Origin of the sequence: Haloarcula amylolytica (assembly GCF_049705545.1) — an archaeon.
In the GTDB taxonomy this organism is placed as follows: domain Archaea; phylum Halobacteriota; class Halobacteria; order Halobacteriales; family Haloarculaceae; genus Haloarcula; species Haloarcula amylolytica_B.
In genome coordinates, this window is the sequence record NZ_JBNAMU010000001.1 from 2,698,146 (window position 1) to 2,722,179 (window position 24,034).

31 protein-coding genes are annotated in these 24,034 nt (G+C 59.8%); 14 read left to right on the forward strand and 17 right to left on the reverse strand.

The window, feature by feature from the left end; translation table 11 throughout:
- Positions 1-39: 39 nt before the first annotated feature.
- On the forward strand, positions 40-1,272 hold the full coding sequence (locus tag ACOZ4H_RS14060; RefSeq protein WP_424329871.1) for a DNA methyltransferase: 1,233 nt from the start codon (positions 40-42) through the stop codon (positions 1,270-1,272).
- Here ACOZ4H_RS14060 and ACOZ4H_RS14065 read toward each other — a convergent pair.
- The 3 genes from ACOZ4H_RS14065 to ACOZ4H_RS14075 form a co-directional block, all read right to left on the reverse strand.
- Positions 1,269-2,240 (reverse strand): hypothetical protein, encoded by a 972-nt coding sequence (locus ACOZ4H_RS14065; protein ID WP_424329872.1) that lies wholly within the window; start codon positions 2,238-2,240, stop codon positions 1,269-1,271. The two genes, ACOZ4H_RS14060 and ACOZ4H_RS14065, sit on opposite strands and share 4 nt — an antisense overlap.
- 275 nt (positions 2,241-2,515) lie before the next feature.
- A complete protein-coding gene (locus ACOZ4H_RS14070) occupies positions 2,516-2,857 on the reverse strand; it encodes a hypothetical protein (RefSeq protein WP_424329873.1) in 342 nt (113 codons plus the stop codon).
- A gap of 141 nt (positions 2,858-2,998) precedes the next feature.
- Positions 2,999-3,460: a hypothetical protein gene (locus ACOZ4H_RS14075; RefSeq protein ID WP_424329874.1), complete on the reverse strand. Its 462-nt coding sequence runs from the start codon at positions 3,458-3,460 to the stop codon at positions 2,999-3,001.
- Between the two features lie 398 nt (positions 3,461-3,858).
- Here ACOZ4H_RS14075 and ACOZ4H_RS14080 point away from each other — a divergent pair, with 398 nt between their 5' ends.
- From ACOZ4H_RS14080 to ACOZ4H_RS14090, 3 genes are all read left to right on the forward strand, one after another.
- The gene (locus ACOZ4H_RS14080) at positions 3,859-4,914 is read left to right on the forward strand and encodes a hypothetical protein (RefSeq protein WP_424329875.1); all 1,056 of its coding nucleotides are present in this window, start codon (positions 3,859-3,861) and stop codon (positions 4,912-4,914) included.
- A gap of 229 nt (positions 4,915-5,143) precedes the next feature.
- Positions 5,144-5,377, forward strand: a complete 234-nt coding sequence (locus tag ACOZ4H_RS14085) for a hypothetical protein (protein ID WP_424329876.1) — start codon at positions 5,144-5,146, stop codon at positions 5,375-5,377.
- Positions 5,374-5,871, forward strand: coding sequence for a hypothetical protein (locus ACOZ4H_RS14090; protein WP_424329877.1), 498 nt, complete (start codon positions 5,374-5,376; stop codon positions 5,869-5,871). The genes ACOZ4H_RS14085 and ACOZ4H_RS14090 overlap by 4 nt, the downstream gene beginning before the upstream one ends.
- Before the next feature lie 168 nt (positions 5,872-6,039).
- Here ACOZ4H_RS14090 and ACOZ4H_RS14095 read toward each other — a convergent pair whose 3' ends face one another.
- From ACOZ4H_RS14095 to ACOZ4H_RS14105, 3 genes are all read right to left on the reverse strand, one after another.
- Positions 6,040-6,291, reverse strand: a complete 252-nt coding sequence (locus ACOZ4H_RS14095) for a hypothetical protein (protein ID WP_424329878.1) — start codon at positions 6,289-6,291, stop codon at positions 6,040-6,042.
- Positions 6,288-6,584 carry a hypothetical protein gene (locus ACOZ4H_RS14100; RefSeq protein WP_424329879.1) on the reverse strand — a complete coding sequence of 99 codons (297 nt, stop codon included), beginning with the start codon at positions 6,582-6,584 and terminating at the stop codon, positions 6,288-6,290. Before ACOZ4H_RS14100 ends, ACOZ4H_RS14095 begins: the two co-directional genes overlap by 4 nt.
- A 156-nt stretch (positions 6,585-6,740) precedes the next feature.
- Positions 6,741-7,070 (reverse strand): hypothetical protein, encoded by a 330-nt coding sequence (locus ACOZ4H_RS14105; RefSeq protein ID WP_424329880.1) that lies wholly within the window; start codon positions 7,068-7,070, stop codon positions 6,741-6,743.
- A gap of 481 nt (positions 7,071-7,551) precedes the next feature.
- Here ACOZ4H_RS14105 and ACOZ4H_RS14110 point away from each other — a divergent pair, with 481 nt between their 5' ends.
- Genes ACOZ4H_RS14110 through ACOZ4H_RS14120 form a run of 3 tightly spaced genes read left to right on the forward strand, consistent with a single transcriptional unit; the run spans position 7,552 to position 8,314 of the window.
- The gene (locus ACOZ4H_RS14110; protein ID WP_424329881.1) at positions 7,552-7,893 is read left to right on the forward strand and encodes a PadR family transcriptional regulator; all 342 of its coding nucleotides are present in this window, start codon (positions 7,552-7,554) and stop codon (positions 7,891-7,893) included.
- The gene (locus ACOZ4H_RS14115) at positions 7,893-8,111 is read left to right on the forward strand and encodes a hypothetical protein (protein WP_424329882.1); all 219 of its coding nucleotides are present in this window, start codon (positions 7,893-7,895) and stop codon (positions 8,109-8,111) included. The genes ACOZ4H_RS14110 and ACOZ4H_RS14115 overlap by 1 nt, the downstream gene beginning before the upstream one ends.
- The gene (locus tag ACOZ4H_RS14120) at positions 8,108-8,314 is read left to right on the forward strand and encodes a hypothetical protein (RefSeq protein WP_424329883.1); all 207 of its coding nucleotides are present in this window, start codon (positions 8,108-8,110) and stop codon (positions 8,312-8,314) included. The genes ACOZ4H_RS14115 and ACOZ4H_RS14120 overlap by 4 nt, the downstream gene beginning before the upstream one ends.
- On the opposite strand, the gene ACOZ4H_RS14125 is transcribed toward ACOZ4H_RS14120, so the two are convergent.
- Positions 8,311-9,567, reverse strand: coding sequence for a tyrosine-type recombinase/integrase (locus tag ACOZ4H_RS14125; RefSeq protein ID WP_424329884.1), 1,257 nt, complete (start codon positions 9,565-9,567; stop codon positions 8,311-8,313). The two genes, ACOZ4H_RS14120 and ACOZ4H_RS14125, sit on opposite strands and share 4 nt — an antisense overlap.
- A 106-nt stretch (positions 9,568-9,673) precedes the next feature.
- Here ACOZ4H_RS14125 and msrB point away from each other — a divergent pair, with 106 nt between their 5' ends.
- Both msrB and ACOZ4H_RS14135 read left to right on the forward strand, forming a co-directional pair.
- Positions 9,674-10,078 carry a peptide-methionine (R)-S-oxide reductase MsrB gene (gene msrB / locus ACOZ4H_RS14130; protein ID WP_424329885.1) on the forward strand — a complete coding sequence of 135 codons (405 nt, stop codon included), beginning with the start codon at positions 9,674-9,676 and terminating at the stop codon, positions 10,076-10,078.
- A 48-nt stretch (positions 10,079-10,126) separates the two neighbouring features.
- A complete protein-coding gene (locus ACOZ4H_RS14135) occupies positions 10,127-10,840 on the forward strand; it encodes a hypothetical protein (protein WP_424329886.1) in 714 nt (237 codons plus the stop codon).
- On the opposite strand, the gene ACOZ4H_RS14140 is transcribed toward ACOZ4H_RS14135, so the two are convergent.
- The 6 genes from ACOZ4H_RS14140 to ACOZ4H_RS14165 all read right to left on the reverse strand — a co-directional run bounded on the left by ACOZ4H_RS14140 (position 10,813) and on the right by ACOZ4H_RS14165 (position 13,782).
- Positions 10,813-11,070 carry a glutaredoxin family protein gene (locus ACOZ4H_RS14140; RefSeq protein WP_424329887.1) on the reverse strand — a complete coding sequence of 86 codons (258 nt, stop codon included), beginning with the start codon at positions 11,068-11,070 and terminating at the stop codon, positions 10,813-10,815. The genes ACOZ4H_RS14135 and ACOZ4H_RS14140 overlap by 28 nt on opposite strands.
- A 66-nt stretch (positions 11,071-11,136) precedes the next feature.
- The gene (ndk, locus tag ACOZ4H_RS14145) at positions 11,137-11,601 is read right to left on the reverse strand and encodes a nucleoside-diphosphate kinase (RefSeq protein ID WP_053966071.1); all 465 of its coding nucleotides are present in this window, start codon (positions 11,599-11,601) and stop codon (positions 11,137-11,139) included.
- A complete protein-coding gene (locus ACOZ4H_RS14150; RefSeq protein ID WP_424329888.1) occupies positions 11,601-11,951 on the reverse strand; it encodes a 50S ribosomal protein L24e in 351 nt (116 codons plus the stop codon). Before ACOZ4H_RS14150 ends, ndk begins: the two co-directional genes overlap by 1 nt.
- A gap of 2 nt (positions 11,952-11,953) precedes the next feature.
- A complete protein-coding gene (locus tag ACOZ4H_RS14155; protein ID WP_004516764.1) occupies positions 11,954-12,181 on the reverse strand; it encodes a 30S ribosomal protein S28e in 228 nt (75 codons plus the stop codon).
- 11 nt (positions 12,182-12,192) lie between these two features.
- Complete coding sequence (gene rpl7ae / locus ACOZ4H_RS14160) at positions 12,193-12,555, reverse strand: 50S ribosomal protein L7Ae (protein WP_424329889.1); 363 nt, start codon at positions 12,553-12,555, stop codon at positions 12,193-12,195.
- A 213-nt stretch (positions 12,556-12,768) separates the two neighbouring features.
- On the reverse strand, positions 12,769-13,782 hold the full coding sequence (locus tag ACOZ4H_RS14165; RefSeq protein WP_424329890.1) for an NAD(P)H-dependent flavin oxidoreductase: 1,014 nt from the start codon (positions 13,780-13,782) through the stop codon (positions 12,769-12,771).
- On the opposite strand from ACOZ4H_RS14165, the gene tmcA reads away from it, so the two are divergent.
- The 5 genes from tmcA to ACOZ4H_RS14190 all read left to right on the forward strand — a co-directional run bounded on the left by tmcA (position 13,781) and on the right by ACOZ4H_RS14190 (position 19,539).
- A complete protein-coding gene (tmcA, locus tag ACOZ4H_RS14170; protein WP_424329891.1) occupies positions 13,781-16,108 on the forward strand; it encodes a tRNA(Met) cytidine acetyltransferase TmcA in 2,328 nt (775 codons plus the stop codon). The two genes, ACOZ4H_RS14165 and tmcA, sit on opposite strands and share 2 nt — an antisense overlap.
- A complete protein-coding gene (locus ACOZ4H_RS14175; RefSeq protein ID WP_424329892.1) occupies positions 16,105-16,602 on the forward strand; it encodes a DUF456 domain-containing protein in 498 nt (165 codons plus the stop codon). Before tmcA ends, ACOZ4H_RS14175 begins: the two co-directional genes overlap by 4 nt.
- Positions 16,599-16,763 (forward strand): hypothetical protein, encoded by a 165-nt coding sequence (locus ACOZ4H_RS14180; RefSeq protein WP_424329893.1) that lies wholly within the window; start codon positions 16,599-16,601, stop codon positions 16,761-16,763. The genes ACOZ4H_RS14175 and ACOZ4H_RS14180 overlap by 4 nt, the downstream gene beginning before the upstream one ends.
- Before the next feature lie 123 nt (positions 16,764-16,886).
- Entirely contained in the window at positions 16,887-18,488 is a 1,602-nt protein-coding gene (locus ACOZ4H_RS14185) for a class I adenylate-forming enzyme family protein (RefSeq protein WP_424329894.1), read from the forward strand.
- A gap of 76 nt (positions 18,489-18,564) precedes the next feature.
- Positions 18,565-19,539 (forward strand): LLM class flavin-dependent oxidoreductase, encoded by a 975-nt coding sequence (locus ACOZ4H_RS14190; protein ID WP_424329895.1) that lies wholly within the window; start codon positions 18,565-18,567, stop codon positions 19,537-19,539.
- A 4-nt stretch (positions 19,540-19,543) separates the two neighbouring features.
- Here the strand turns inward: ACOZ4H_RS14190 and ACOZ4H_RS14195 are convergent, their stop codons facing one another.
- From ACOZ4H_RS14195 to ACOZ4H_RS14210, 4 genes are all read right to left on the reverse strand, one after another.
- The gene (locus ACOZ4H_RS14195) at positions 19,544-20,275 is read right to left on the reverse strand and encodes an N-acetyltransferase family protein (protein WP_424329896.1); all 732 of its coding nucleotides are present in this window, start codon (positions 20,273-20,275) and stop codon (positions 19,544-19,546) included.
- Positions 20,276-20,343: 68 nt separating this feature from the next.
- Positions 20,344-20,703 carry a hypothetical protein gene (locus ACOZ4H_RS14200; protein ID WP_424329897.1) on the reverse strand — a complete coding sequence of 120 codons (360 nt, stop codon included), beginning with the start codon at positions 20,701-20,703 and terminating at the stop codon, positions 20,344-20,346.
- A gap of 11 nt (positions 20,704-20,714) precedes the next feature.
- Positions 20,715-22,376, reverse strand: coding sequence for an FAD-dependent monooxygenase (locus tag ACOZ4H_RS14205; protein WP_424329898.1), 1,662 nt, complete (start codon positions 22,374-22,376; stop codon positions 20,715-20,717).
- Positions 22,369-24,033, reverse strand: a complete 1,665-nt coding sequence (locus ACOZ4H_RS14210; protein WP_424329899.1) for an electron transfer flavoprotein subunit alpha/FixB family protein — start codon at positions 24,031-24,033, stop codon at positions 22,369-22,371. The genes ACOZ4H_RS14205 and ACOZ4H_RS14210 overlap by 8 nt, the downstream gene beginning before the upstream one ends.
- Position 24,034 lies beyond the last annotated feature (1 nt).

Sequence of the window (24,034 nt, forward strand, 5' to 3'; positions counted from 1 at the left end):
GAGCCATTAATAAGGACTCAGCAGAAGTAGGGTATAAGAATGGGTGAAGAAGACGTACCTCAGTCGCAGATCAGGAACTTCAGCGATGATGAGGTTCGGGTGTATAATTCCGATGTATCTGATCTCTATGGGGACTGGGAGACTCCTACTACAATCGTTTCTGATGGTGCTTACGGTACGGGTTCATTTCCAGGGGAACCCGAAGAGGCGGAGAATATTCCGGAATGGTATGAACCGCATATCAAGGCCTGGAGTGAGTCTGCCACTCCAGAAACAACGCTCTGGTTCTGGAACACTGAGGAGGGTTGGGCAGAGGTACACCCACTCTTAAAAAAACACGGCTGGGAGTACCGCGGGTGCAACATCTGGGATAAAGGAATGTCGCACATCGCTGGCAATAGTAACACGAAAAAACTCCGAAAGTTCCCACAAGTTACTGAAGTATGCGTTCAGTATGTGAAGAAGCCTGAATTCACGAGTCAGGAGACTGGTGAAGTGATGGATATGCAAGAATGGGTCATCAGCGAGTGGGACCGGACAGGTCTTACTCGACAGGATGCCAACGATGCTTGTGGTGTCGCTGATGCAGCATCGAGAAAATATCTTACAAAAGGAAACCTCTGGTATTACCCGCCGGCGGAGCGGATGGAAGCGATGGTTGAATATGCCAATGAACACGGTGATCCCGACGGAAAACCTTACTTTACTGTTGATGGCGAACCGGTGACCGCGGAGAAGTGGGAGCAGATGCGCGCGAAGTTCGACTGTCCCCCAGGTGTGACGAACGTATGGAGTAAGGGTCAATTGAATGGAGAGGAGCGCATAACTGACAGTGGTAAGGCATCGCACCTGAACCAGAAGCCGCTAAAATTTATGCGGCGAATCATCAAAGCAACAACTGACGTGGGAGATGTGGTATGGGAACCGTTTGGCGGACTTTGTACCGGTGCAGCGGCTTCGATGGAACTGGATCGAAAGTGTCGGACCGCAGAGATAGTTGACGAATATTATGAAACTGCTGTCCAACGGCTTGAAAAAGTAGAGATGCAGATTAAGCGTGGTGCAACTGAATCCAGACCAAAGCTCCAGAATGCCGAATCAGTTTACGAATTCGAAAAAGCTGTCGATAAGCTGGAAAGCATCGTTGATGAAAAGCCAATTGATTCTGAGGTGGCAGACTCCGAACGCATCGGAGATGTGATCGATAAGTTAGAGAAGATCCAGCGAAAGGTAGAAAACGACGATCAGCAAGCAGACCTCCAGTCGTTCTAATAATCGCTCAGTGATTCTTGTTTATTCCCGCGAAGGAGACGTTGAAATTCGGTTGCATTACCCTTCTGGAAATCGCGTCGCCAATCACCAACAACTCGCCCAGCAAACTCCATAGATTCGACTCGGTCCTGGAAATCCAATAGTGGCTGATGATGGAGTCGGCGAAGTTTCCGCCAATTCGCCGAGTCCCCAGAGTAATTGAATTTATTTAACATAGTATCGACCTTTTCACGGAACTCCGCTGTTGGGCTGTATTCGTTAGTTGTTAATCCTAAGTCTGTGGCAAGTTCCCCTGCTGCAGCGGTATCTTCACTGTTTTCGATGAGATACCGTTTCGTTACAGAACGCTGCTTGCTCTGTGTTCGGTCAGAGGTATCATTTGGTTCTCGAACCAAGCTTTCCGGCGGCTGCATCCAGTATTCGTCCCGTGAACGCGCAATTGCTAGTGCATCGTCTGACCATGTTGCGAAGATATTGGGCGCACCATAGGCCACGTGTTCCGGAAGCCAACAGGCGAGCAGGAGTGTCGATGGGTTCTTTGCGAGTGCTGTTTGTGACTTTTTATGCCGACTTCCGAACTCGGTTGTTAATGGACACCACGCCTTGATTTCAATCCCTGGCCAAACGATATTGGCTACGGAATCTGCTGCCCGACGACGATTATGATCCACGAGAGCCAGGTCAGGATATTTTTCGCCGCTGGACCGGTCATTACGGACCCATTCCATATGATCCGGAAGGTGGTCCTCATAAACATCTGATAAATATCGCAGACCCTGGGCTTCAATCTGGACAGATATCATCGAAGTCAATTGACTGATGTCGTCTACAACCTGTAATGCGACTTCAGGATCATACTCATTAACTTGGAAAATGTCCAATGTTCGATCTTCTAACCAGTCCTCAAGTTTTTGCGTCGCATGCTGAATAAACTCCTCTGTCTCACTAGAAGGATCCGGAATAGCCATCAGTATACCTGCTTAACATTAAGTATACATAACGTTCTAGCATAGCGATTTAGAGAGTTAACTATAGTATTTTTTACACTAAATCCAGGAGCTGGCAGGCAATAAACACTAAATAATCAATCACGACAGTTGACAAACTATATTTGAAGGCGTTAACGGACCACTCAATATATTTCCAGACCACCCATATCGAAAATTGGATACCAGGGCAGATATCAAATAGCAAGCCTGCTTTACAATAGTAACCGCATACTACTGCCACCGACGATTTTGGCCTACGCCTGAGCCATGTCCAACAGTTGCCCGCGTTCTGATCCCATTTCTGAGGAATATATCATAACCTTGCCGTGTCTAGAAACAGTGTACTGTCGGTCCCCAGCTTCACCGACAAATCTCTCGCTCCTTCTGTCAGCCCCCTCTAATTCAAAATCAGGCTCAACTACCGTTACCGTCACCGTTCGGATCTCTCTCCTGTCCTCTCCATTAAACATCACCATAGTGAGCTCGACTTCATTACCTTCCGAATCAGCAAGATAAGTCATCCGTTCCGTAACTACGCTCTCATCTAAGTACTCGTCGTGGTCAACATCCCGGTACTCGATATCTACGTCGGCCATATCCCTACTGTCTCCAGTATGCCTATCTAATATTATCGGAATTCACAATGTGGATTATGTTGGAACCGATACGACTAAAATCGGCTCTTCAATAAATGCACAAACTGGTCGATTCTCTGGCATGCCCTTTGCTTGGAGGGCTTAGGCTTCAACGCTGACTCTGTCGTCTGACCGGTCACGGAACGCTGACACGACCTCCGGGAACGATCCGTCTCGGGATTTGAACTCATAGGTCCGACTCGGCGTGAAAACCTTGAGCACACTTGTCCGATACATGTACCCGACCCCCAGAAGGACTGGTGCGAGGACATAGCAAAACGACTGCAGACCAGGCGAGATGTCGCCACCAAAGAGTGCAAAGAGGAGTGCAGCGATACCAGTGTAAAGATAGGCCCGCGGCATTCGCGGTTCTTCGAACTCCATCGACCCAACTTCGTTTACTGGAATGTCGACGGTCTTCTTCCGTTCGCTGTAAATCAGCCGGCTCGGTGTGCAAGCGATCTCTCCGGCCTTTCCCGAGAAGACTACTGCATATGGGTCACTGTGGACGACTGCTTGTGCAAGCACCTTCTCATCGCTACCGACGTACTCCTGAATTCCCATGCACGAGGATGTCCAGGAGGCCAAAAGAACGCTTGGCTTCGTGTTATATGAGTTGACTATTTCGGCGAAAAGCTGCTATGCTCTTTCTTCAGTCCGTGAGGATATTGTTTCACTCAGTCGTTAGGAGTTGTGGGGTTGGAAAGAGATTGCTGCCCAGGCCTACTCCTGGTTCGTACGCTGGCAACACCTCGGAAGTGACGCTACTATCCGTCGATGAGGTCCGAGGTGGGTTGATCAATTATGTGCCGACGGTCAAACAAGCTGATTGACGAAGTCGTCGACGAACTGGCTAGGTTGATCTATGAGGAAATTAAGAGTGTAGAGGTGGTGAATATCTTCTTTGGTCTTTTATTTTGGCAATACTTTAGTATGGTCCGAATTGACTCTGAGTACAGGTTATGACTTCACCCCTGCCGATTGTGTACCTACACACGTCGGGAACGCAGGGAATTAGCGGTTCAATAAGATTCCAAAAGTTAGTTTTCCTCGGTCAAAAGGAGTCAGATCTCCCGGAGAGATATCGGTTTATTCCCTACAAATTTGGTCCATATTCATATCAGTTGGAGCGCGATATTGAGAGTTGGATTAATAGTGGACATATCCGTAGGAGTAGAACAAGAAATGAGGTTGGTAATTACAGAATCGACTACTCGCTTACCCCTGACGGAATCCAAGTTGCAAAAACCCTTCTAAAGAAGGACGGTTTTAATAAGGTGTTCGAAGAGGCTAATAAGATAACCTCAGCACATGGTGAGAAGCGGCTTTCAAATCTAATTAAATACGTCTATGGTAATTATTCAGAATACACAGACGAATCTACACTTGATATCGAACGGATATTTGACGAGTCTACCACTTCTCAATTTGCAGAACAAGACGAATCCCAAGTAGGCCCCTTTGATCAGATCAAGAAAATCAGTGAGGAAGAGGGTAAAGTAGCAGGAATTGATAAGGATTTCACCAGACAGTCTCTAGAGATAGGTGCCAAATTTCGTGCGATCCTCGAGAGAATCGGTGGTGATTCCTTGTCTATATACTGGAGATCGTCATCGCCTTCATTTGATTCATTCAAACAGGTTGTGCAGAACGATACAGCAGTTCCAGAAGATGCCCCGAGTGAAATGCGAACCCGTGAATCGGATGAGTGGATTCATGGAAAGTGTGATGAGTTACTGGATATGGTCAACTCTGATACGTGTCTGTTCTTTAGAACGGAGGCTAAAAACGGCCAATACACAGTAACCTGGGAGTCTGGGAATGGCGACAGTGGTGATGAGATCACAATCCATATGACTGAAAACCAGGCTGATTACGGAAAACTACGAGCAGCTTTGGTTCAGTATGCGACTGCAACTGCACTAGATTCTGATATAAGTTCAGTGAGTAGATTAGACGCTACCGATGATATGATTAGTGAATCATTCCGCCAAACTGCGAAGCTAGCAATAAGCTAAATCCGTCAAAATAATGCAAATGCAGAAACTTGAGGGTAGTTCTTGTTACGAGTCGGATAAGGACAAGCATGGCATGATCGAAGTGAAGACATGCATGGATGACACAGAGCAAGTATGCTGTCTTTCAAAAGGGGAGACAGGCACTCAACGAACTGGAATCATTAATTGGCGAAGCCATGTATCTACTGTTGAAGTGCGGATCCGGAGTCTAAACGAGAACATAACTCTAATGACTGAAAGCCAGGGGAGTGAAGAGTCCTACGAGTATGTCGAAAAAGCACATGTAGCCCCGTCAAAAGGAAAAAATGTAAACGAATATCAATTTCAGGTTCCGGCTAAGAGAGAGTCAGGAGGCACTTCAACAATGGGGATCATTCAGTTGTCGATGAACATTGAAACAGAACAAGCAGCTGAAGATAGTAGGAAAGGACCGACACTACATTCTGAAGTCCAATTTAAATGAGTTTCCCAAGTCCGGGGCTAGTTCTTGAAATCACTCCATTCCTGTCTACTATTGTAGTTGAAATTGCCACAGCGGGTGGTGAGGGAAAATTCGAAGGAGAATTCCAGAAGCAACCGGAATACGATGTGATCGGCGATTCACCTGCTAGCGCTGAGAATATTAGGTATACGGCGCTATTCAGTTATCATTACGAGCAATCGATGAGATACTTCGATATTGCTACGATTGCGGCATTTGTTATCTTCCTAACTAAACTCTACACAGCAGAGAGTGTAAGTGGATTAGTTGTTTTCGCGGGTGCCGTTTCGATATGTTCTATTGTCGGTCTCCGGGTTTGGATGCGGAGATACTTCGAGTCAAAAACGCCGACAGAATACGCACGTAAAGACTTGTTTTGCACCTATCGAGGACTTACCATTCGAAAAGGGGACCTCGCTATCATCACTGCAAACCTCGCTCCGGTTGCATGTTTAGTGTTTCTGGATTTGGTATAAATTAATAAGTAAACCCAACAGACTATATTTCGATCCCAACAATCGAAATCGAGAGGTACATATCATATTTTTATTAATTTTTAGGCCACTACAAACGTCTGGGAGTACATCTGAAACAAACCCACTGCTATCCGAGGCGAATGTCGATAAAAAGGACGGACCAATTAATTATACCGTTGCCGTCACATGCTGATACTCTGCCTGCGATGGCGTCGGTTGCAGCGTTAACCCGGCTAACGCGAGTTCACGCAAGACCTCCGGCGGCACACCCTCTGCATCAGGTAACACAGCATCGAGCGTCCACGCATCGTACTGGCTTGCGTTCGGTGCGACTACGTCGACGGCGACCGTCGGCACACAATCACGAATTCCCCGAGCGGCTCGTCGGACTTGCTTGCGTTCCTCTACGGTACAACTCATGCTTTCACCGCCTGGGTGAGATCGCCAACAAGTGACCCACCGACGTGAGGGCCGACGTCCCAGCCGCGTTCCCCTCGGGTGTACTCACACCACTCAGAAAGGGTTGTGAAGGGGGTCTCGGACAGTTCAACTTTCTCTGCGTGTCCATCAGTCGTGATGATAGCCACGGCGAACTCATAGCTATCCCAGTAGTGCGCTGCATCGTCGCCGTCGACGCCCAGAAAGAGCGGTTGGCCCTGAGTGAGTAGTTCGCGTGCGGTACGTTCTTGAGGGTTGGCTTCTGATTTCTGCATGGGTTGTCGTGAGAACCCACACGCCTACCCTGCTGGAGACAGGGTGGGCAATTTCTGATTCAAACAGAAACTGCCCAGTGGTGTGTGCGTTCTCAGATTATACTCAGAAGGTGCAACTACTTAGTGATTGTCATAGTACTGTGCCAGATGGCAGTATCATTTTTCATCTCCAAAATAGTACTCACGACCCTTTGTAGTTGCCCTGTAGAATCCATCGGTCCCGTCAACTCTTTCCACGTATCCTTCCTGAAGAAGTTCTTTGAGATAGCGGTTAACTGTCCGCCTTTCGAAGGTAGCACCTCTCTCTTTACAATTGTGGAATATCACATTTGGCGGGAGGTGGAGGCCACTTTCAACTAATAGGCCCAGAACTTGTCTCACTCGCTCCTCCTTACCCATATCCTCTGATTCGTTGCCTCCGCTGTTATTGTCACCGGATTCTCCAACCATGATATAGTCCATGCACTCTGGCATTGTAGTTTTCATTATGGCATAGTACAGTGCCAAATATTAAGTACTTGTGCAAATGACTGTCCGAGCACGGCCGACGCGTCGCTCCTCGGGGGTCGCACTCACCGAAAACCGGATGCGACGCCGTGTCACCAGCACGGGCGTCGCGTCGGCTAGCAAACCGCATGAATGCACTCGATACCGGGGTCCTTGAAACCACCCCACAGTCCACGAAGTATAGATCGCCTACCAGTCATCACACACCCATGAGTAACCTCACCCCTCAAGAGACGCATCGCTACCGACCGCTTTCGGTCACGGCCAAAACCACCAGACAGCGGCCCTTTCGGTCACTTTCGGCTAGCATTCAGTCATTGCCTGAACCACCCATGAACACCACGCAGCGACCCAGTACCGAAGTCAGTCCCGTCAGAACCGACTTTCGACTACCCGCCCGCCGCAGCCTTTCCTACCCCAGTATCCTTCCATCGGATATGCTGTCCAACGGAGGGTACCAATGACAACGTGGCACGACTGTACAGGCTTTCAGCGCGATATCCTCCAGGCTATCGCGAGCATCACCAACGGTGACGACCTCCCCTATGGCCTGGCCATCAAGGAGTATCTCGATGAGCGCTACACCGACCCAATAAATCACAGCCGGCTATACCAGAACCTCGACCAGCTCACCGACAGGAACCTGGTCGAGCAATCAGCCGTCGACGACCGCACGAACGCGTACACGCTGACCGACGCCGGCCAGCAGGCACTCCAGACACATGCCGTCGACCTGGCTGCGATTTCTGGGGCCCTGTCGCCGACAGAAGCGCCGCCAGTCACTGACGGGGGTGACCTGTGATGGCAGGTGCCGACGCCCACACGGAGCCACACAGCGGCCAGACTACCGCTACGAACTACTGGCGCTTGCGCTACCGCGTGGGTGACCTCGAACATTACACCGAGTGGACGACCGCGTTCCCCACCGTCGAGAACCGCTATGAACAGTACCGGCGCCGACCGCGAATCTCCGAAGTCTGTATCGAGCGCTTAGAAACCGTCGGAGGTGAGCCAGCGTGATTACTGGCGGTCCCGATGACCAGACCATCGAAGAGTACGCCCGCGAGAACAAAGAGGAGCTCATCGAGATTCTCCGGCATTCCTCGGATACAATGGGGCGGGCAATGGCCTGGACCATCCTCGACCGTGGCCTCTCGGACCCGGAGTTCGAGCAGTTAGAACAGGAATTCGAACACCTCAAACGGCAGCGAGGATTGTCCTAATGAGACTCCAGGGCGTCGACAAACTCCTGAGCTCGTTCGAGGAACTCCCCGTCGTCGGCCAGTTCGGTAATCAGCTCTTCGCGCCGGTCGGCCTCATCGAGGATGTCGGGGTTGTCCTTGGCGAACTGCAGGAAATCCCGCTGCACCGTAGAGAGGTCCTGTTCCATACGCTCGATAGCGCCACGAGAAAGCGCCTGGTCACACCAGACACAGAAGTCCTCGTCACCAGGGGTTTCCTTGTTACACCGGGGACAGGTCACGGGGCTATCGGGCCCCGACGCCTCGTCGACGTCCTCGACATCCTTGCCGTGAATCTTCGCGAGCTCGCGATCCCCAGCCTCACCGAAGACAGCGACGTAGCGGGCGGCCGCATCGGAGCCCCGAACCCACCCGTAGCGAGCCTCGAGATGGGCTTGGGACATGCCTTCGCTGGCTGCATACGACGCCGAGGACTTGCGGAAGTTCGTCAGTGTGACAGGGATGTTGATTTCGGCCCGTTCGGCGGCGTTGTTGAACGACTGGTAGACCGTCCGCTTAGAAATGGCCTCATTCGTGGTGAGCTTCGACCACAGTGGCGCCGTCGGGTCCTCACGACCAGGATGGTCAGCGAGCCACTTCTGGACGTAAGGCACCGAGGGAATGAGCGTCACCGTCCGCTGGCCGCGTTTCCCATCGACGGTGACTTGCATCCCGTAGTCGTGGTCCGCGAGGTCACCCACACGGAGTTCATGAAACTCTCCGCCTCGCAGGCCGGCGTCCCACTGCAACGCAATCATCGCCGCGTCCCGGGTGTTGAGCGTCGCATCAATCATCGGCTTGACGTGGTCCCCCCAGCCAAGCATCTCGGCCGGGTCCGGTTTGGGGTTGTAACTCGAGGAGGTTCCGGAGGGAATCCAAGCGATGGACTCCGGTGGGTGATCGCCGCCGTCCTCGGTCGTTCGTCGTCCGAACATCCGAACCGCGACTCGGTAGTCACGGTTGGTTTCCTCGTTGTCGTAGGTCCGGTGAATCCAGTTGAGTATCGTCTTGGCCGCGTCCTTGTCAGTCAGTGCATCGTGCAGTCCACCAACGTTCTCAGCAATCCGCACACAATGACGCAACAATTTCGCATGCCGGTGATAGCCGGTTTCGGTCTTCCGGAGGTACAGTTCATCGGAGAAATCCAGCAACGCCGAAGCGTCAGCCTCGGTGATCTCGTCGCTATCTTTGATCCGGTCGCGAAGCTTCTCTATTCCCTCTTTGGGGTCGTCCATACTACTATCTTTCTATTTATATATTTTAAATTTTTGGCTTCGAGTAATCGAAGAATAGCCCACCCCTGGCTCTACGTTTTTACCGCTGGGGCACCTACACCGGAGCATGAGTGAATCCGAGAGCGACCTCCCGGACAACGACGAAGAGTGGCGCGAGATGCTCTCTGACGAGGAGTACCGAATCCTCCGCGAGTCCGGAACAGAGCCCCGGTTCAGCAGCGACCTCATCGATGTGAAAGACGAGGGCGTGTTCACCTGTGCTGGCTGCGGGACGGAACTGTTCGACAGCGACAGGAAGTTCGACTCCGAGACTGGGTGGCCGAGCTTCTGGGACGTGTACCAGGAGGGGAACGTCGAGACACAGGCGGACAACAGCCACGGGATGCAGCGAACAGAAGTCGTCTGTGCCGGGTGTGGTGGCCATCTGGGTCACGTGTTCGACGACGGGCCTGAGCCGACCGGGAAGCGGTACTGCATCAACGGCGCGGCGCTGGACTTCGAGTCGGAGTAGCGACCACCGGAACCCTTTTTTCCGTCATTGAAGTTGATACGGCTAGACGTGACTGAACACGGAACCGACGAGGCGAGCGACGAGGGGACCGGGACGCCGGTCAACGACTCGCTGGTCGACGAGCCGCCGACCGCCACCGCCGAGCAGCCACAGCCGGAGAGTCATCTGCTAGCCGAGAGTCTCCGAACGTTTCCGTGGCTCCGGGCGGCCGGCGTCGCCGCCGGGACGCTGGCGGTCGAGTATCTGCTCGTCGCGCTGCTGTTTCTCGTCGGCCCGTCGTCGGTCGACCTGCCGGAGCTGTCGGACCAGCTCATTCAGTACGGGTTTGTGCTGTACAACGCCCATCACGTGCCGACGCTGGTGACCGCGGCAGATGCCGAAGTGTACGGCTCGGCCGCGCGGAACGTCCTGTACGGTGCCCAGGGGGCAAACGTCCCCCCCATCGTCTATTTCCTGATTCCCATCGTCTCGCTGCTCGTCGTCGGCGCGCTGTTCGAGCGCTACCGTGGTGACGCCCGGTCGAATAGCCTGCTCGAGGAAGCGGCGCTCGTCGGGACCGGTATCGGCTTTGGCTACGTCGCAACGGGATTCGCCGGGAGCTTCGTGTTTGTCCGGACGGTCATGTTCGACAGCGGGGCGGAGGGCCAGGCCGCACCGGCAGTGCTGTGGCTCCTTATCCTGATGTTTTTCCTCCCGCTGATATTTGCGAGCCTCGGCGCGGCCGCCCGCTACCTCTATGCCGGCCGCGTTTCCGGCGCGTAAGTCGTCTCGACGAACTCCAGAATGCGGTCGGACTCGGCCATGGTGACACCACGGTCTTCGTCGACCAAGACCGGGACGCCCCGCTGGCCGGAGACCCGCTTCACCTCGTCGCGTTTCGAGTGGAGCGCCTCCACCCAGACGCTGTCGTAATCGATGTCGAGTTCGTCCAGTCGGTCGGCGACCTTCTCGCAGTACGGACAGCCGTCGAGCTGGTAGAGCGTCAGGCTCATACTGTTCGGTACGGACGCCGCCCTCAAGGTGATTGTGCTCGAAAAAACGCGACAGCCGATCTGGCGTTACTCGTACAGCCAGGGCGCGTCGATCTGGTCCCAGTCGACGAGTTCGTCCTCGTCGAAGAACAGTTCGATTTCGCGCTCGTTTGCGCCCTCGTCCTCGTGGTCGGAGCCGTGGATGACGTTCCGACCGAGGTCGAGCCCGTAGTCACCACGGATGGTGCCGGGAGCCGATTCGGCGGGATCGGTCTCGCCCATCATGTTTCGGACCTGCCGGGTCGCGTCCTGGCCTTCCCAGACCATCGCGAACACGGGGCCGGAGGTGATGAAGTCGACAAGCCCGTCGAAGAACGGCTTGTCCTCGTGCTCGCCGTAGTGCTCTTCGGCGAGCTCCTGGTCGATCTGCATGAACTTGCCGCCAACCATCTTCAGGCCGCGGTCCTCGAAGCGGGAGACGATGTCCCCGATGAGGCCGCGCTGGACGCCGTCGGGCTTGACCATCACGAACGTGCGCTCGTGTTCCGACATCAGGCCTCGGCCTCCTCGGCTTCTTCGTCAGCCTCGTCTTCAGCATCCGCGTCGGCCTCATCGGCGTCGGCATCAGCTTCTTCAGCGTCTGCTTCCTCGGCAGCCTCGTCCGCAACCTCTTCGGCGTCTACCTCGTCAGCGTCCGCTTCCACTTCTTCGGCCTCGTCCTCGACCTCACCGCGGGCGGTGTCGGTCCATTCGAGGTTTCGGGCCTCCCGGCCCAGGTCGGCGTTGTTCTCGCACTTCGAGGAACAGAAGTGCGTGGTCGCGCCGTCCTTGTGGACGAACATCGTGCCCGTACCGGGTTCGATGTCCGTACCGCAGTAGTCACATTCGCGTGATCGGGGCATGGTTACTGCCCTCCGATGGTGTCGGCCTCGCGAGCCGTCTCGCGGAGCTGGAGCACGTCACCTTCGCGGACCGGGCCGAGAACGTTGCGCGTGATGATGCGCCCCTGGTTCTCGCCTTCGCGGATGCGGCACTTGACCTGCATGGCCTCGCCGTGCATCCCCGTCCGGCCCACGACTTCGATAACCTCGGCGGGCGTGGAACCGCTGCTTTCGGATTCCTCAGCGCTCATCCGAGGTCACCTCACCGAAGCTCCTCGACCTTGTCGGCGATGTCCTCGACGTCGGCCTCAGCCTCACCGGCGTCGGTGACGGCTGCGGCGGCCGAGCCGACTTCGAGCCCGGCGGCGTGACCGAGGTCGTCCTGCTGCTCGACGAAGATGAAGGGGACGCCCTTCTCGTCGGCGAGTTCCGGAATGTGCATGACGATCTCCTCGGGCTGGACGTCTTCGGCGACGAAGACGAGCTCGGCGGAACCGCGCTCGATGGACTTGGTCGTTTCGTTTGTACCCTTCTTTACTGCGCCTGTGTCCCGGGCGACCTCGAGCGCCTCGAGGGCGTCGTCTTCGAGGTCCGCGGGAACGTCGAAATCTACGTATACTGGCATTTGTATGTTCACCTCCTGCGCGCGAGCTCAGGCTCCCCCGCCGTGTCCGGGCCGCGAGGCCCGTCACACCGTGATGGTGTGTATCCTGAAAAGGCTGGGAGCATCATCAACTCGGCGCAGGCTGTACCCCAATCTGTGCCACCGGCCCTAAAAGCGCTTTCGAAGCCGAAATCGCGTGCCAGGCCGGCACACGGGTGCTGTCGGGTGGTCTGTCTATTCCGTGGCCGCCACCGCATCAGCCAGCGCCGCCTCCGTGTCCGAGACGAGTCGGGCCACCACCTCGTGGGCGGGCCGAACCTCCTGTGCGAGGCCGGCGCTCTGGCCGGCGTAGTGTGGCAGGGCTTCGATGTCGCCGGTCATGCCCGCAAGCGGGGGCATATCAGCAAGCCGACTGATCGGCTTGCCGTCGGGCATCTGTGCGATCTGTTCGTCGTTGCTGCCGTCGTCCACCTCGTCCGAATCGGCACTGGCCTGCTGCCTGACCTCATCGGTTTCGAGGACCCGGTGTGGCTGGTCCGGCCAGCCCCGGTCGAACAGTTCGGTGAACCGCGTCGCCGTCTCGGGCGCGTCGACGATGCGTTCCCGGTATGTTTCGTGCGCGCCCGATTCCTCGGTCGCCACGAACCGAGTGCCGAACCAGCCGCCGTCAGCGCCAAGCGTCAACGCCGCTGCAAGGCCGCGGCCGTCGCCGAGCCCGCCGGCTGCGACGACTGGCACCGGAACCGTGTCGACCACCCGCGGGAGCAACGCCAGAGTCGTCACGTCGCTCTGGACGTGGCCGCCAGCTTCCCGGCCTTGTGCAACGACGACATCGGCCCCGGCGTCGACGGCCGCCCTAGCCTCGGCCGCGCTCGCGACCGTGACAATTACCGTACCGCCCGTCTCGTGCACCCGGTCGATGTACGGTTCGGCGTCGCCGAACGAGAAGGAGACAACCGACGCGCCCGCGTCCAGACACGCATCGAGACACGCAGACGGCGAGAGCACGCCCGTCGACTCGTCGAGGACGACGTTGACACCGACCACGCCGTCGGTCGCGCTCGCGGCCGCCGTGTACGCATCACGGATCGCGTCGGCCTCGCGCCACGACATCGCCAGCATCCCGAGGCCGCCCGCGTCCGCGACAGCCGCGGCCAGGGCTGGCGTCGAGACGCTCCCGACCGGTGCCTGCACGACTGGGTGATCGATACCGAGTTCCGAACAGAGTGCGGTCTGGAGGGGACCCATGCCGACAACTGCGTCCGGTCCGGTGAAAAGACTACCTCGGGAACACTGCGACCGTCAGGTCCATACTGGCGCGTCCGCCACCACCGGTATGGACATCGCGCGGTCGCTCCGAGCGGAAGCCCGCCGCGCAAACGAGCGGCGGCTGCTCGTGCTGGCGGGCGACCCCGACCGGACGCGGGAGCGAGCGAGGGCAGCGCTCGACGCGGCGGACATCCCGAGCGCTGAGACGACCGTCGTCGGCCCGGAGCCGTTTCTCGATTGCGAACACCACGAACAGTCCCGCGCCGAGGAACTCCTGGGTCGGACCCGGACGGCCGTCGTACTCGACGCCCACGAGGAACTGCGGCCGGACGCGGTCGGGCGGACCGTCGGCGCGGTCGACGGCGGCGGCCTCTACGTTCTCCTCGCGCCGCCGCTGGACCGATGGCCCGAGGAGCGGGACGGGTTCGATGCCTCCCTCGCGGTCCCGCCGTTCAGGGTCGAGGACGTGACCGGCCACTTCCGCCAGCGGTTCGTCGAAACGCTGCGAGCGCACCGGGGCATCGCCATCGTGGACGCCAACACAGACACAATAGAGCAGGACGGCCTGACGGACCCGCCACCGAGCCGCCCGGTTCCTGCACCGACTCCGCCCGCTGATTCGTGGTTCCGCTCCGAGACTTACGCCCAGTGTCTCACCGGCGATCAGCGGGACGGAGTCCGGGCGTTCGAGACCCTGCGGGACGACGGCGCGGCGGTCGTAGTCGAGGCCGACCGGGGCCGGGGGAAATCCAGCGCCGCCGGGTTGGCCGCCGGAAACCTCGCCCTAGAGGGCAGGGACGTGCTGGTGACAGCGCCACAGTACCGGAGCGCCGGCGAGGTGTTCACGCGGGCGGCACGCCTGCTGGAGACGCTCGGCGTCGATTTCACGCGCGACCAGGCGTCGGAACCCCAGCGGCTCGACGTTGCAGGGGCGGGTTGCGTGCGGTACGCGCCGCCGGCCGAGGGCGCTACGCTTCCGGACGAGCCCGACGTGGTCATCGTCGACGAGGCCGCGGCCCTGCCGGTCCGGCGACTCGAACAGTTCCTCGATGCTCCGGCAGTCGCCTTCACCACGACCGTCCACGGCTACGAGGGTGCAGGCCGGGGCTTCTCCGTCCGGTTCCGTGACCGGCTGGCGGAAAGCGACCACACGATCACCGACGTGTCGATGACGACGCCCATTCGGTACAGTAGCGCCGACCCCGTGGAGGTGTGGGTGTTCCGGGCGCTGTTGCTGGACGCGCGCCCGCCAGTCGACCAGCTCATCGCCGAAGCGACGCCGGAGACCGTCGAGTACCGCCGACTCTCGGCCGCGGACCTGCTCGCCGACGAACACCTGCTCCGGGAAGTCTTCGGCCTGCTCGTGCTGGCACACTACCGAACGGAACCATCGGACCTGGCCCGACTGCTCGACGCGCCCAATCTCACCGTCCGGGCGCTGACCCACGGGGGCCACGTCGTCGCGGTCACGCTGCTGGCACAGGAAGGCGGGCTCTCGGCGGACACGCGAGCCACGATGTACGAGGGCGGGCGAGTCCGCGGGAACATGCTTCCGGACGTACTGTCGACGCAACTCCGGGACGAAGCCGCCGGTGTTCCGGTCGGCCAGCGGGTCCTCCGCATCGCGACCCACGCCGCGGTCCGGTCCCGCGGGCTCGGCTCCAAACTCCTCTCGGAAATCGAGAGGGAGTTCGCTGAGCGGGTGGACTGGCTCGGCGTCGGCTACGGTGCGACGCCGGAACTCGTCCGTTTCTGGGCCCACAACGGCTATCGTACTGTGCACCTCGCCACCTCGCGGAACGCGACCAGCGGCGAGTACTCCGTCGTGATGCTCGACCCCTGTTCCGACGACGGGGCGGCGCTCGCGGCGCGTCACGGTGAGTGGTTCCAGGACCGAATCGCTGCGGTGCTGTCGGACCCACTCGACGACTGTGACCCCGACGTCATTCGGGCCGTGCTCCGAGCGACTGACAGCGAACCGTCCACCTCCCTCTCCGAGTGGGAATGGCGGCTGGTTGCTGGCGTCCCCGGCGGGGCGTCGGTTCTCGACACGAACCCGAAGCCGTTCCGTGAACTCACCCGGCGACACCTCTCAGATCCGGCCGATCCAGCCGCGCTTTCGACGCAGGAGGAACGCCTCCTCGTCCGAAAGGTTCTGCAGGCCCGTCCCTGGTCGGCTGTCACCGAGGAACTGGCGTTCGTCTCGGAGCGGGAGTGCATGCGCACGCTCGGCGGAATCGTCGAAAGGTTGACGCGTCTGTACGGCGACCGTTGGGTACAGGAGGAACTCGACAGACACCAATGAGCCTGCTCGGCCTCGAAGCGCTGCTGTTCGTGCTCGCGTTCGCCCTGCTAGTCGGCGGTGTCATCGGCAGCCTCACGCCTCAGGTCCCCGGTGCGCTCGTCTCGCTCGCCGGCGTCTATCTCTACTGGATCGCCAGTGGCATGACCGAACCCGGGACGGTCCTGCTGGCCCTGTTGACGCTGGTCGGCCTGCTGACGTGGGCTGTCGACATCGCGGGCGGGGCCGTCGCCGCACGCGTCGGCGGGGCGTCGAACCGGACGGCGGCCCTCGCCGGAGTGGTGGCGCTCGTCCTCTTTTTCCTCACCGGTCCGCTCGGCATCCTGCTGGGGGTCGCCGGCACGGTGTTCGTCGTCGAGTTCTACCGGCAGGAGGACGCTCGCGGGAGCGCGAAGGCTGCCCTCGTGACGACCGCCGGGATGCTAGCCTCCGGCGTCGTCCAGGCCCTGCTGACGGCATCGATACTGGTCACCATGATCGCCGCCGCGCTTCTATGACCCGGTGTGCCGAGGACGACTGCGAGAACGAGGCCGCGGTCGAACTCCACATCCCCTGGGACGCGAAGCGCGAAGTGTGTCCAGACCACGCCCGCGTCTGGGCGCAGAAGGACGGCGTCGTCCCCGCGCCGATGGACGGCCACGAGGACGAGTGGCCGTAGGCCGTTGTTCTCCAGAGAGCCATATTAGTTCACACGAAGGTATCGATTCGGGCGGCTGTCAACCGTTCACGAAGAAAATATAATAATAATTGGGATTGAATACGGCAAGTGAGGCGTGTTATCATGAAACGCGAGATGCTCACCACCGACTTCATCGACCGTGCAGCGGACATCTACGACGACGTGACCGGTATCGTCGCCCACGACGGCACCGAGTACACGTACGCTGAGGTAAACGAGCGGGTCAATCGGCTGGCACACGCACTGTCGGAGCGGGGCGTCTCGAAGGGGAGTCGCGTGGCCGTCCTCGCGCCGAACACACACTACTTCATCGAGACGCTGTACGCGACGAACAAACTCGGCGCGGTGTTCGTCCCGCTGAACTACCGGCTCGATCCCGCGAAAATCGAGTATATTCTGAACGACTGTGAAGCCGCAACGGTAATCGCTGACTACGATTTCGCAGAGAAGGTCCAGCCAGTACGGGACGACATCCCTGCGGAGACGTTCATCGGGTACGAGCCCGACCGTATCGACGGGGAGTGGGAAGCCTACAGCGGTATCCTCGACGGGCAGCCGACAGCCGAACCGGACCGGCCGGACATGGCCGAGGACGACGACGCCAGCATCAACTACACGTCCGGCACGACGGGGGACCCGAAGGGCGTGGTCAGAACCCATCGGACCGAGAGTTGGCACGCGCTGGTGCTCAATCAGCACATGGAGATACGCGACGACGACACGTACCTCTGGACGCTCCCGATGTTCCACTGCAACGGCTGGGGCCACACCTACGCCATCACCGGGACCGGCGGCACCCACGTCTGTCAGCGGACCTTCGACGCCGCGGACACCTTCCGCCGGGTCCGCGAGTACGACGTGTCGTTCATGTGCGGCGCGCCGACGGTGCTGAACAAACTCATCCAGCACTACCGGGCTAACGACGGCGACGTAGTGACACAGGGCGACCGCGACGTGCGGATCGCGACAGCCGGGAGCGCGCCGGCGACGGCGACTATCGAACGCGTCGAAGACGAGTTCGGCTGGCGCATCATCCACATCTACGGCCTGACCGAGACGGCCCCGATTATCACGACCAGCAACTCCCCGCGGCGCATCGCCGAACGGGGCCGTGAACTCAAGGTCAAGCAGGGGTCCGAGGCGCTGTGTACCGACATCAGGGTCGTCGACGAGGACGGCAACGGCGTGCCACGCGACGGGGCGACTATCGGCGAGATCGTGGTGCAGGGCAACCAGGTGATGGACCGCTATCTCAACAAGCCAGAGATTACCGAGGAGGCGTTCAACGACCGCGTCGAGGGGTACTTCCACACCGGCGACCTCGCGACGTGGGACGAGGACGGGATGATACAGATCATGGACCGCCGGAAGGACATCATCATCTCCGGCGGCGAGAACATCTCCTCTATCGAACTGGAAGACGAACTGTACGATCACCCCGATGTCCTGAAAGCCGCGGTCATTCCGGCTCCGAGCGAAGACTGGGGCGAGACGCCGATGGCGATTGTCGTTCCGACGGCCGACAGCGACGTGACCGAACAGGATATTCTCGAGTTCCTCAGGGAACGCGTCGCGAGCTACAAGATCCCCGCAGGCATCGACTTCCGGGACTCGCTCCCTGAAACGGCGACCGGTAAAATCCAGAAGTACGAACTCCGCGAGGAATACTGGCAGGAACAGGAGCGGATGATCGGTCAGGAGTGAGCCTGCCGGAGTAGAGAAGAACAGCTTCGAGTTATCAACACGATTCTTTATTAGGGTTCCAGCGGTCGGTCACACCATGCATCTGGGAGTCGTCGTGCCACGCGTCGAGGACCACAGCACAATCGACCTGGCTGTCGAGGCCGAAAACTGGGGCTACGACTCGGTCTGGCTGAACGAACTGTGGGGTGCCAGCTCCGTCGTCGAACTCACGGACATCGCGACCCGGACCGACGAGGTCGAAATCGGGAGCGCGATACTGAACGTGTTCTCCCGGTCGCCGGCCGTGCTGGCGATGACAGCGACAACCCTCGACAGGGTCTCAGACGGGCGAGCGGTGCTGGGCCTGGGAACGAGTACAGCCCGGTCCATCGAGAACATGCACAGCATGGAGTTCGAGCGACCGGTCCGTCGCGCCCACGAAACCATCGACATCGTCAAACAGCTCATGACGAGCGACGAGCGGGTGACCTACGACGGCGAAGTTGTGTCGGTCAGGGGCGTTCCGCCGTTAGACCGTGACGTGCCGGTGTACCACGCCGCCCTCGGGCCGGCGAACAGGCGAGTCGTCGCCAGACTCGCCGACGGCTGGCTGCCGCACATGATTCCGTTCTCCGAGCTGGAATCGGCGTTCGACTACATCGCGGAGACGGCACGCGATGCCGACCGCGACCCGAGCGAGATTACCGTCGCACCGTACGTGCCGGCGGTGGTCCACGAGGATTCCGAGCGGGCGACCGAGGAACTCCGTCAGCACATCGCCTACTACGTCGGCAGCGGCGAGGGGTATCGCCGGGCTGTCGCGGAGACGTATCCGGACCGGGCGGAGCGCATCGCCGACGCCTGGCAGGCGGGTGACCGCGGGGAGGCGACGGAGCTCGTCACCGACGAAATGACGGCTGACCTCGGCATCGCCGGGACGCCGGAACGGGCGCGGGAGAAACGGGACGCGATTGCGGACAGGGCTGTCCTCGACCGGCTTCTGCTAACTGTGCCACAGCAGGTCGACGGGGAGCTGGCTCGAAAGACGATTCGGGCGCTGGGGCAGACGTAGCGCGTTACAGGTCGATCTCCATCATCACCTCGTCGGCGTATTCGTCGCCGAACTTGTAGTGGTCTTCGCGGACGGCTTCAGTGTCCCAACCGTGGGCATTGAGGAACTCGATCGCGTCCTCGTTCGTCGATGGGACAGAGTTGTATAGCTTCTCGTAGCCGTTCGACGCCGCCCACTCGGTGCCCCGGGCGAGCAGATGGGACCCGATGCCGTGGCCTCGATACTGTTCGAGGACGCCAAGCGTCAGCTCCGCCGTGTGGCTGAGCTTCTCGACTTCGGGATGTTTGAGATGGACCCAGCCGACCACGTCGTCGTTGATGCAGGCGACGAAAAAGATGCGCGACTCCAGCTCGTTGTGTCGGAGCAGCACGCCCTCGCTGTCCACCACGTCGGCGACGGTCTCCGCGTCGACGTACTCGCCGCCGCCGATGGCGGCTCGGATGGCTCCGACGAGGCCGGTCAGGTCCTCCTGTCGCGCCTGGCGGATGGTGAACTCGATGTCGTCGGCCTCGAACTCTTCTTCGACGGTGTCATTGTAGGCAACGCGGAGTTCCCCGTCGATCTCCTCCAGTACGCCGTCGCGTTTGAGTATCGCGACGTGATGGCCGAACGGCCGCGGGTCCATCTGCAGCGCCGACCGGGCGGCTCTCGGTTCGACGGACCCGTGTGATTCGACGTACTCGTAGATGTCCCGTCGGTCCTCGTGGTCGAACTGCAGTGGCTCTGTTAGCTCCATGGTATCTGCTACCACGAGACAGTACTTAATCTTTTATCAAAAACCATGTACTTCCCGGTAAACGGCAGCTACTGCTCCGGAACGCCGGTCAGGACCGCCGCAGCGTCATGGGCGTTGTGCGTATCGACGAGCAGTTCTGCGGCCGCTCTGATCGAGTAGGTGCCGTCTAATGCCACGCCGTAGCAGGCACCGTAGCAGTCCAGCCAGTCGTTCATCGCCCGCTCCAGTCGCTCGAACTCCGCGTCTGAGAACCGGACCAGTGACCCGCCGGTCCGGGTTTCACAGTACAGCGCGACGGTGGGGCCGAACCCCTCACGGAGAATCGCCATCGCCCGCTCCTCGTCCGGCGGGTCGGGGTCCAGCGACTCGCGGGCCTGCTCGGCCCGACGTGAGAGCGTCCGAATGCGGTCGTGATACGGTTGGGACATCGCAGACCCGGTCAGCCCTCGTTGAACTCCACGCCTTTCCCGCCAGCGGGGTGTTCCCACTCGGTGTCGGCGACGATGGCGCAGGTGCCACACTCGACGCAGGGCTGGGTGTCGAGGCTCACGAGGTGTTCCTGGCTCCCGTTGGTCTTGACCATCTCGTCGCGGTAACAGCCGCCGCCGAAGTCCTCGGCGCTGACCGGACAGGCCGTGACGGCGGCGCCCGAGGCCTCGAAGGACTTGTCGACCAGTTCGATGTGCGGGTCGCCCACGTCGTAGGTCAGGTCGCCGATACGGTCGGCCAGATCGGGCGGCGAGACGGTGTTCTCGTCGGTCACGGGCTCGCCCAGTTCCTCGGCGATAATCGTCGGGAGCGTCACGTAGGGCAGTTTAGTGTCTGGGATCATCGACACCATGCGGGGCGACGAGTAGGCCCGTTCGAGCAGCCCAGCCGCCGCCCGGACCCCGAACCGGCCGACGGCAGAGTCGGCGATAGCGTTCGAGAGGTCGTCGACGGGACCGAGTTCGCCGAGCTGTCCGAACACCCTGTACCCGGTCGGCCGGAGTTTGTCCATCACCCCCTCGTCGTGGAGTTTCTTCTCGTACAGCTCGCCGGCCTGAGACGGGTCCCCGCGTGCCCGGGCGTCGGCGAACGCCTCGGCGGCCAGCGCTCCGGCGGTGACCGCGTGGTTCATCCCCTTGATGATGGGGCCCTGAGCCTGCATCTGACCGGCGGCGTCGCCGACCAGCACGAGGCGGTCCTTGTGCGGGGAGGGGTGGGCCGCCTTCTTCGAGTCCGGAACCAGTTTCGCACTGTACTCGCGCTCGTCGTACTCGTCGCCGAGCCACTGGGCCATGAGCGGATGCGTGAGCAGGCTGTCGAGCAGTTCGTGGGGCTCGGCCCGCTCCTCGGCGATGGAATCGAGGTGGAACACGGTGCCGATAGACAGCGAGGACTCGTTGGTGTAGAGGAAGCCGCCGCCCCGGACGCCGTCGAACAGGTCGCCCGAGAACAGGTGGGCCGCGCCGTCGTCGGGAGCCACGTCGAACCGGTCGTTGATGACCTCGGGCTCCATGTCGACGACTGCCTTCACGCCCTGGAACCACTCCTCGGGCTCTTCCCAGTCCATCAGCCCGGCGTCGCGGGCGAGTTCGGAGTTGACGCCGTCAGCCGCCACGACGATGTCGGCCTTGATCGGGTCCAGTTCCTCGGTCGTCACACCGACGATTTTGCCCCGTTCGCGGAGCAAGCCGGTGACGTGGACCTCGGTCAGCAGGCCGCCGCCGGTCTCCCGGGTGCGCTCGTGGACCTGCTGGGCGAGCCAGGAGTCCATCTTCCGGCGCAACACCGCGTCGGCCCACGCCGTGTCGTGGTGATGCAGATCGCCGATGTCGAAGGATTTCACCCTGTCGCCGGCGATATTGTGGATGAGGTTCTCCGTCACCGGCCGCTCCGTCGCTTCCTCGCGGAAGTCCGGGAACAGCCCGTCGATAGTGTAGGGGGCCGACTCCTCGGCGTAGATGAGCCCGCCCGAGACGTTCTTCGAGCCGGCGTCGACGCCGCGTTCGAGCACCAGCGTCTCCACGCCGTTCCGCGCGAGGGTCGCCGCCGCGGCCGCTCCGCCCGGTCCGCAACCGACGACGACCGCCTCGTACTCCTCGTAGGCGTCAGTCATCGCTGGCCTCCATCATCGCGCCGAGTTCACCGGCTTCGACGGCCTCGGTCAAGCGCGGGAGCACCTCGAACAGGTCGCCCTCGATGAGGTAGTCCGAGAAGTCCCGGATGTCGGCATCCGGATCGGTGTTGACGGCGATTATCGTATCGGACTCGTCACAGCCCACCTTGTGCTGGATCGCGCCGGAGATGCCCGCCGCGATGTACACGTCGGGTTCGACCTCCTGTCCGGACTCGCCGATCTGGCGCTCCTCGGTGACGTACTGCTCGACGTGACCGTCGAAGGAGTACGACGAGGTGATGACGCCCCGCGAGAGCCCCAGGTCGGCGTCCTCGAAGGCGTCCACGAGGTCCAGCGCCTGCTCGATGCCCCGCGTCGGGTCGTCGCCGATGCCCCGACCCACGGCGACGATGACGTCGTTGCCGGTGAGGTCGACACCGCCCGAGAGGCGGTCGTACTCCTCGACCTCAACTTTGAACCAGTCGTCGTCGAGGTCCATCTCGTAGTCGACGACCTCGCCCTCGCGCTCGTAGTCAGGGTCGGGCATCTCGAAACTCCCCGGAATTACGGAGGCGCCCTGCGGATGGAAGTCCCGGTTGGGCTTGTCGATACAGAGGATCGTCGAATACTCGAAGCCCGAGAAGTCCGGGCGCTTCATGTGAAGGACGCGCTCGAACTCCTTCTTGTCGCCGGCGGTACCTACTTTCGCGGGGTTGGATATCATCGCGTTCTCGATGTACAGCCCCGAACAGTCCGACGCGAGTCCGGAGTCGAGTTCGCCCTGGACGAGCGCCGAGAGGTCCCGGCCGTTGTTCGTCGCCGGGAAGACGGTGTAACGGGGTTCGTGGTACTCCTTCCACTCCACATCCTCGCGGCCCACCGCAGCTAATTCCCCACCGGCCCGAGCCATGTCACAGAAGATTTCGGTGTACGGCTGGTGGCGGAACCGCTCTAAACGGGGGTCCTCGTGGTAGACCACGAGGTCCGCGCCGTAGGCGATGACGTCCTCGACGTGATCGCTGGCGTCGGCTCCGATGAGGACGGCGACGACGCGCTCGCTTTCGTCGTACTCCTCGTTGTACGCGTCCATCAGTTCGCGTGCCTTCCCGAGCATCTCCTTCGAGACGTCGACGAGTTCGCCGGCCTGGGTCTCGCAGTAGACCCACATGTCGCGGTACTCCGCGCCGACGGTGCCCTCGACCCACTGCTTGTCGTTGGTCGGGTGGTCGAGGTCCGGGTACTTCTCTTCCGGTGGGACGTACTCGACTTCCGCCGTCTCCTCACCCTCAGCTTCCTCGGTCCCTTCGACAGACTCGATACGGCTCTCTATCTGTGACTTCGCAGTCTTGCGGTCCTGGCCCGCTTTCTCGCGTTCGAGCAGATCCCGGAGGACATCGGCGTCGTCGACGTCTCGAACCATGTTCGCCACGTCGGCGACGGTGAGATCGGAGAGTTCGACGGTTTCCGGATCGAGTTCGCCGTCGTCTTCGCTTTCGACTTTCTCGATCCGGTCCTCGATGAGCGTCTTGACGGGGATGCGGTCCTCGCCGTCTTTCTCTAGCTCCAGCATCGCCCGCAGTTCGTCGGCGTCGTCGACGTCTTTGATTTTCGGGCCTAACTCGGCGATTTCGTGTTCTGTTGGATCGATCTCGGGCATT

What these genes read in the sequence shown, in the direction of transcription:
- ACOZ4H_RS14060 (WP_424329871.1), top strand. Translation starts at nt 40, where the DNA reads ATGGGTGAAGAAGACGTACCTCAGTCGCAGATCAGGAACTTCAGCGAT.
- ACOZ4H_RS14065 (WP_424329872.1), bottom strand. Translation starts at nt 2,240, where the DNA reads ATGGCTATTCCGGATCCTTCTAGTGAGACAGAGGAGTTTATTCAGCAT.
- ACOZ4H_RS14070 (WP_424329873.1), bottom strand. Translation starts at nt 2,857, where the DNA reads ATGGCCGACGTAGATATCGAGTACCGGGATGTTGACCACGACGAGTAC.
- ACOZ4H_RS14075 (WP_424329874.1), bottom strand. Translation starts at nt 3,460, where the DNA reads ATGGGAATTCAGGAGTACGTCGGTAGCGATGAGAAGGTGCTTGCACAA.
- ACOZ4H_RS14080 (WP_424329875.1), top strand. Translation starts at nt 3,859, where the DNA reads ATGACTTCACCCCTGCCGATTGTGTACCTACACACGTCGGGAACGCAG.
- ACOZ4H_RS14085 (WP_424329876.1), top strand. Translation starts at nt 5,144, where the DNA reads ATGACTGAAAGCCAGGGGAGTGAAGAGTCCTACGAGTATGTCGAAAAA.
- ACOZ4H_RS14090 (WP_424329877.1), top strand. Translation starts at nt 5,374, where the DNA reads ATGAGTTTCCCAAGTCCGGGGCTAGTTCTTGAAATCACTCCATTCCTG.
- ACOZ4H_RS14095 (WP_424329878.1), bottom strand. Translation starts at nt 6,291, where the DNA reads ATGAGTTGTACCGTAGAGGAACGCAAGCAAGTCCGACGAGCCGCTCGG.
- ACOZ4H_RS14100 (WP_424329879.1), bottom strand. Translation starts at nt 6,584, where the DNA reads ATGCAGAAATCAGAAGCCAACCCTCAAGAACGTACCGCACGCGAACTA.
- ACOZ4H_RS14105 (WP_424329880.1), bottom strand. Translation starts at nt 7,070, where the DNA reads ATGAAAACTACAATGCCAGAGTGCATGGACTATATCATGGTTGGAGAA.
- ACOZ4H_RS14110 (WP_424329881.1), top strand. Translation starts at nt 7,552, where the DNA reads ATGACAACGTGGCACGACTGTACAGGCTTTCAGCGCGATATCCTCCAG.
- ACOZ4H_RS14115 (WP_424329882.1), top strand. Translation starts at nt 7,893, where the DNA reads ATGGCAGGTGCCGACGCCCACACGGAGCCACACAGCGGCCAGACTACC.
- ACOZ4H_RS14125 (WP_424329884.1), bottom strand. Translation starts at nt 9,567, where the DNA reads ATGGACGACCCCAAAGAGGGAATAGAGAAGCTTCGCGACCGGATCAAA.
- msrB (WP_424329885.1), top strand. Translation starts at nt 9,674, where the DNA reads ATGAGTGAATCCGAGAGCGACCTCCCGGACAACGACGAAGAGTGGCGC.
- ACOZ4H_RS14140 (WP_424329887.1), bottom strand. Translation starts at nt 11,070, where the DNA reads ATGAGCCTGACGCTCTACCAGCTCGACGGCTGTCCGTACTGCGAGAAG.
- ndk (WP_053966071.1), bottom strand. Translation starts at nt 11,601, where the DNA reads ATGTCGGAACACGAGCGCACGTTCGTGATGGTCAAGCCCGACGGCGTC.
- ACOZ4H_RS14150 (WP_424329888.1), bottom strand. Translation starts at nt 11,951, where the DNA reads ATGCCCCGATCACGCGAATGTGACTACTGCGGTACGGACATCGAACCC.
- ACOZ4H_RS14155 (WP_004516764.1), bottom strand. Translation starts at nt 12,181, where the DNA reads ATGAGCGCTGAGGAATCCGAAAGCAGCGGTTCCACGCCCGCCGAGGTT.
- rpl7ae (WP_424329889.1), bottom strand. Translation starts at nt 12,555, where the DNA reads ATGCCAGTATACGTAGATTTCGACGTTCCCGCGGACCTCGAAGACGAC.
- tmcA (WP_424329891.1), top strand. Translation starts at nt 13,781, where the DNA reads ATGCCGACAACTGCGTCCGGTCCGGTGAAAAGACTACCTCGGGAACAC.
- ACOZ4H_RS14165 (WP_424329890.1), bottom strand. Translation starts at nt 13,782, where the DNA reads ATGGGTCCCCTCCAGACCGCACTCTGTTCGGAACTCGGTATCGATCAC.
- ACOZ4H_RS14175 (WP_424329892.1), top strand. Translation starts at nt 16,105, where the DNA reads ATGAGCCTGCTCGGCCTCGAAGCGCTGCTGTTCGTGCTCGCGTTCGCC.
- ACOZ4H_RS14180 (WP_424329893.1), top strand. Translation starts at nt 16,599, where the DNA reads ATGACCCGGTGTGCCGAGGACGACTGCGAGAACGAGGCCGCGGTCGAA.
- ACOZ4H_RS14185 (WP_424329894.1), top strand. Translation starts at nt 16,887, where the DNA reads ATGAAACGCGAGATGCTCACCACCGACTTCATCGACCGTGCAGCGGAC.
- ACOZ4H_RS14190 (WP_424329895.1), top strand. Translation starts at nt 18,565, where the DNA reads ATGCATCTGGGAGTCGTCGTGCCACGCGTCGAGGACCACAGCACAATC.
- ACOZ4H_RS14195 (WP_424329896.1), bottom strand. Translation starts at nt 20,275, where the DNA reads ATGGAGCTAACAGAGCCACTGCAGTTCGACCACGAGGACCGACGGGAC.
- ACOZ4H_RS14200 (WP_424329897.1), bottom strand. Translation starts at nt 20,703, where the DNA reads ATGTCCCAACCGTATCACGACCGCATTCGGACGCTCTCACGTCGGGCC.
- ACOZ4H_RS14205 (WP_424329898.1), bottom strand. Translation starts at nt 22,376, where the DNA reads ATGACTGACGCCTACGAGGAGTACGAGGCGGTCGTCGTCGGTTGCGGA.
- ACOZ4H_RS14210 (WP_424329899.1), bottom strand. Translation starts at nt 24,033, where the DNA reads ATGCCCGAGATCGATCCAACAGAACACGAAATCGCCGAGTTAGGCCCG.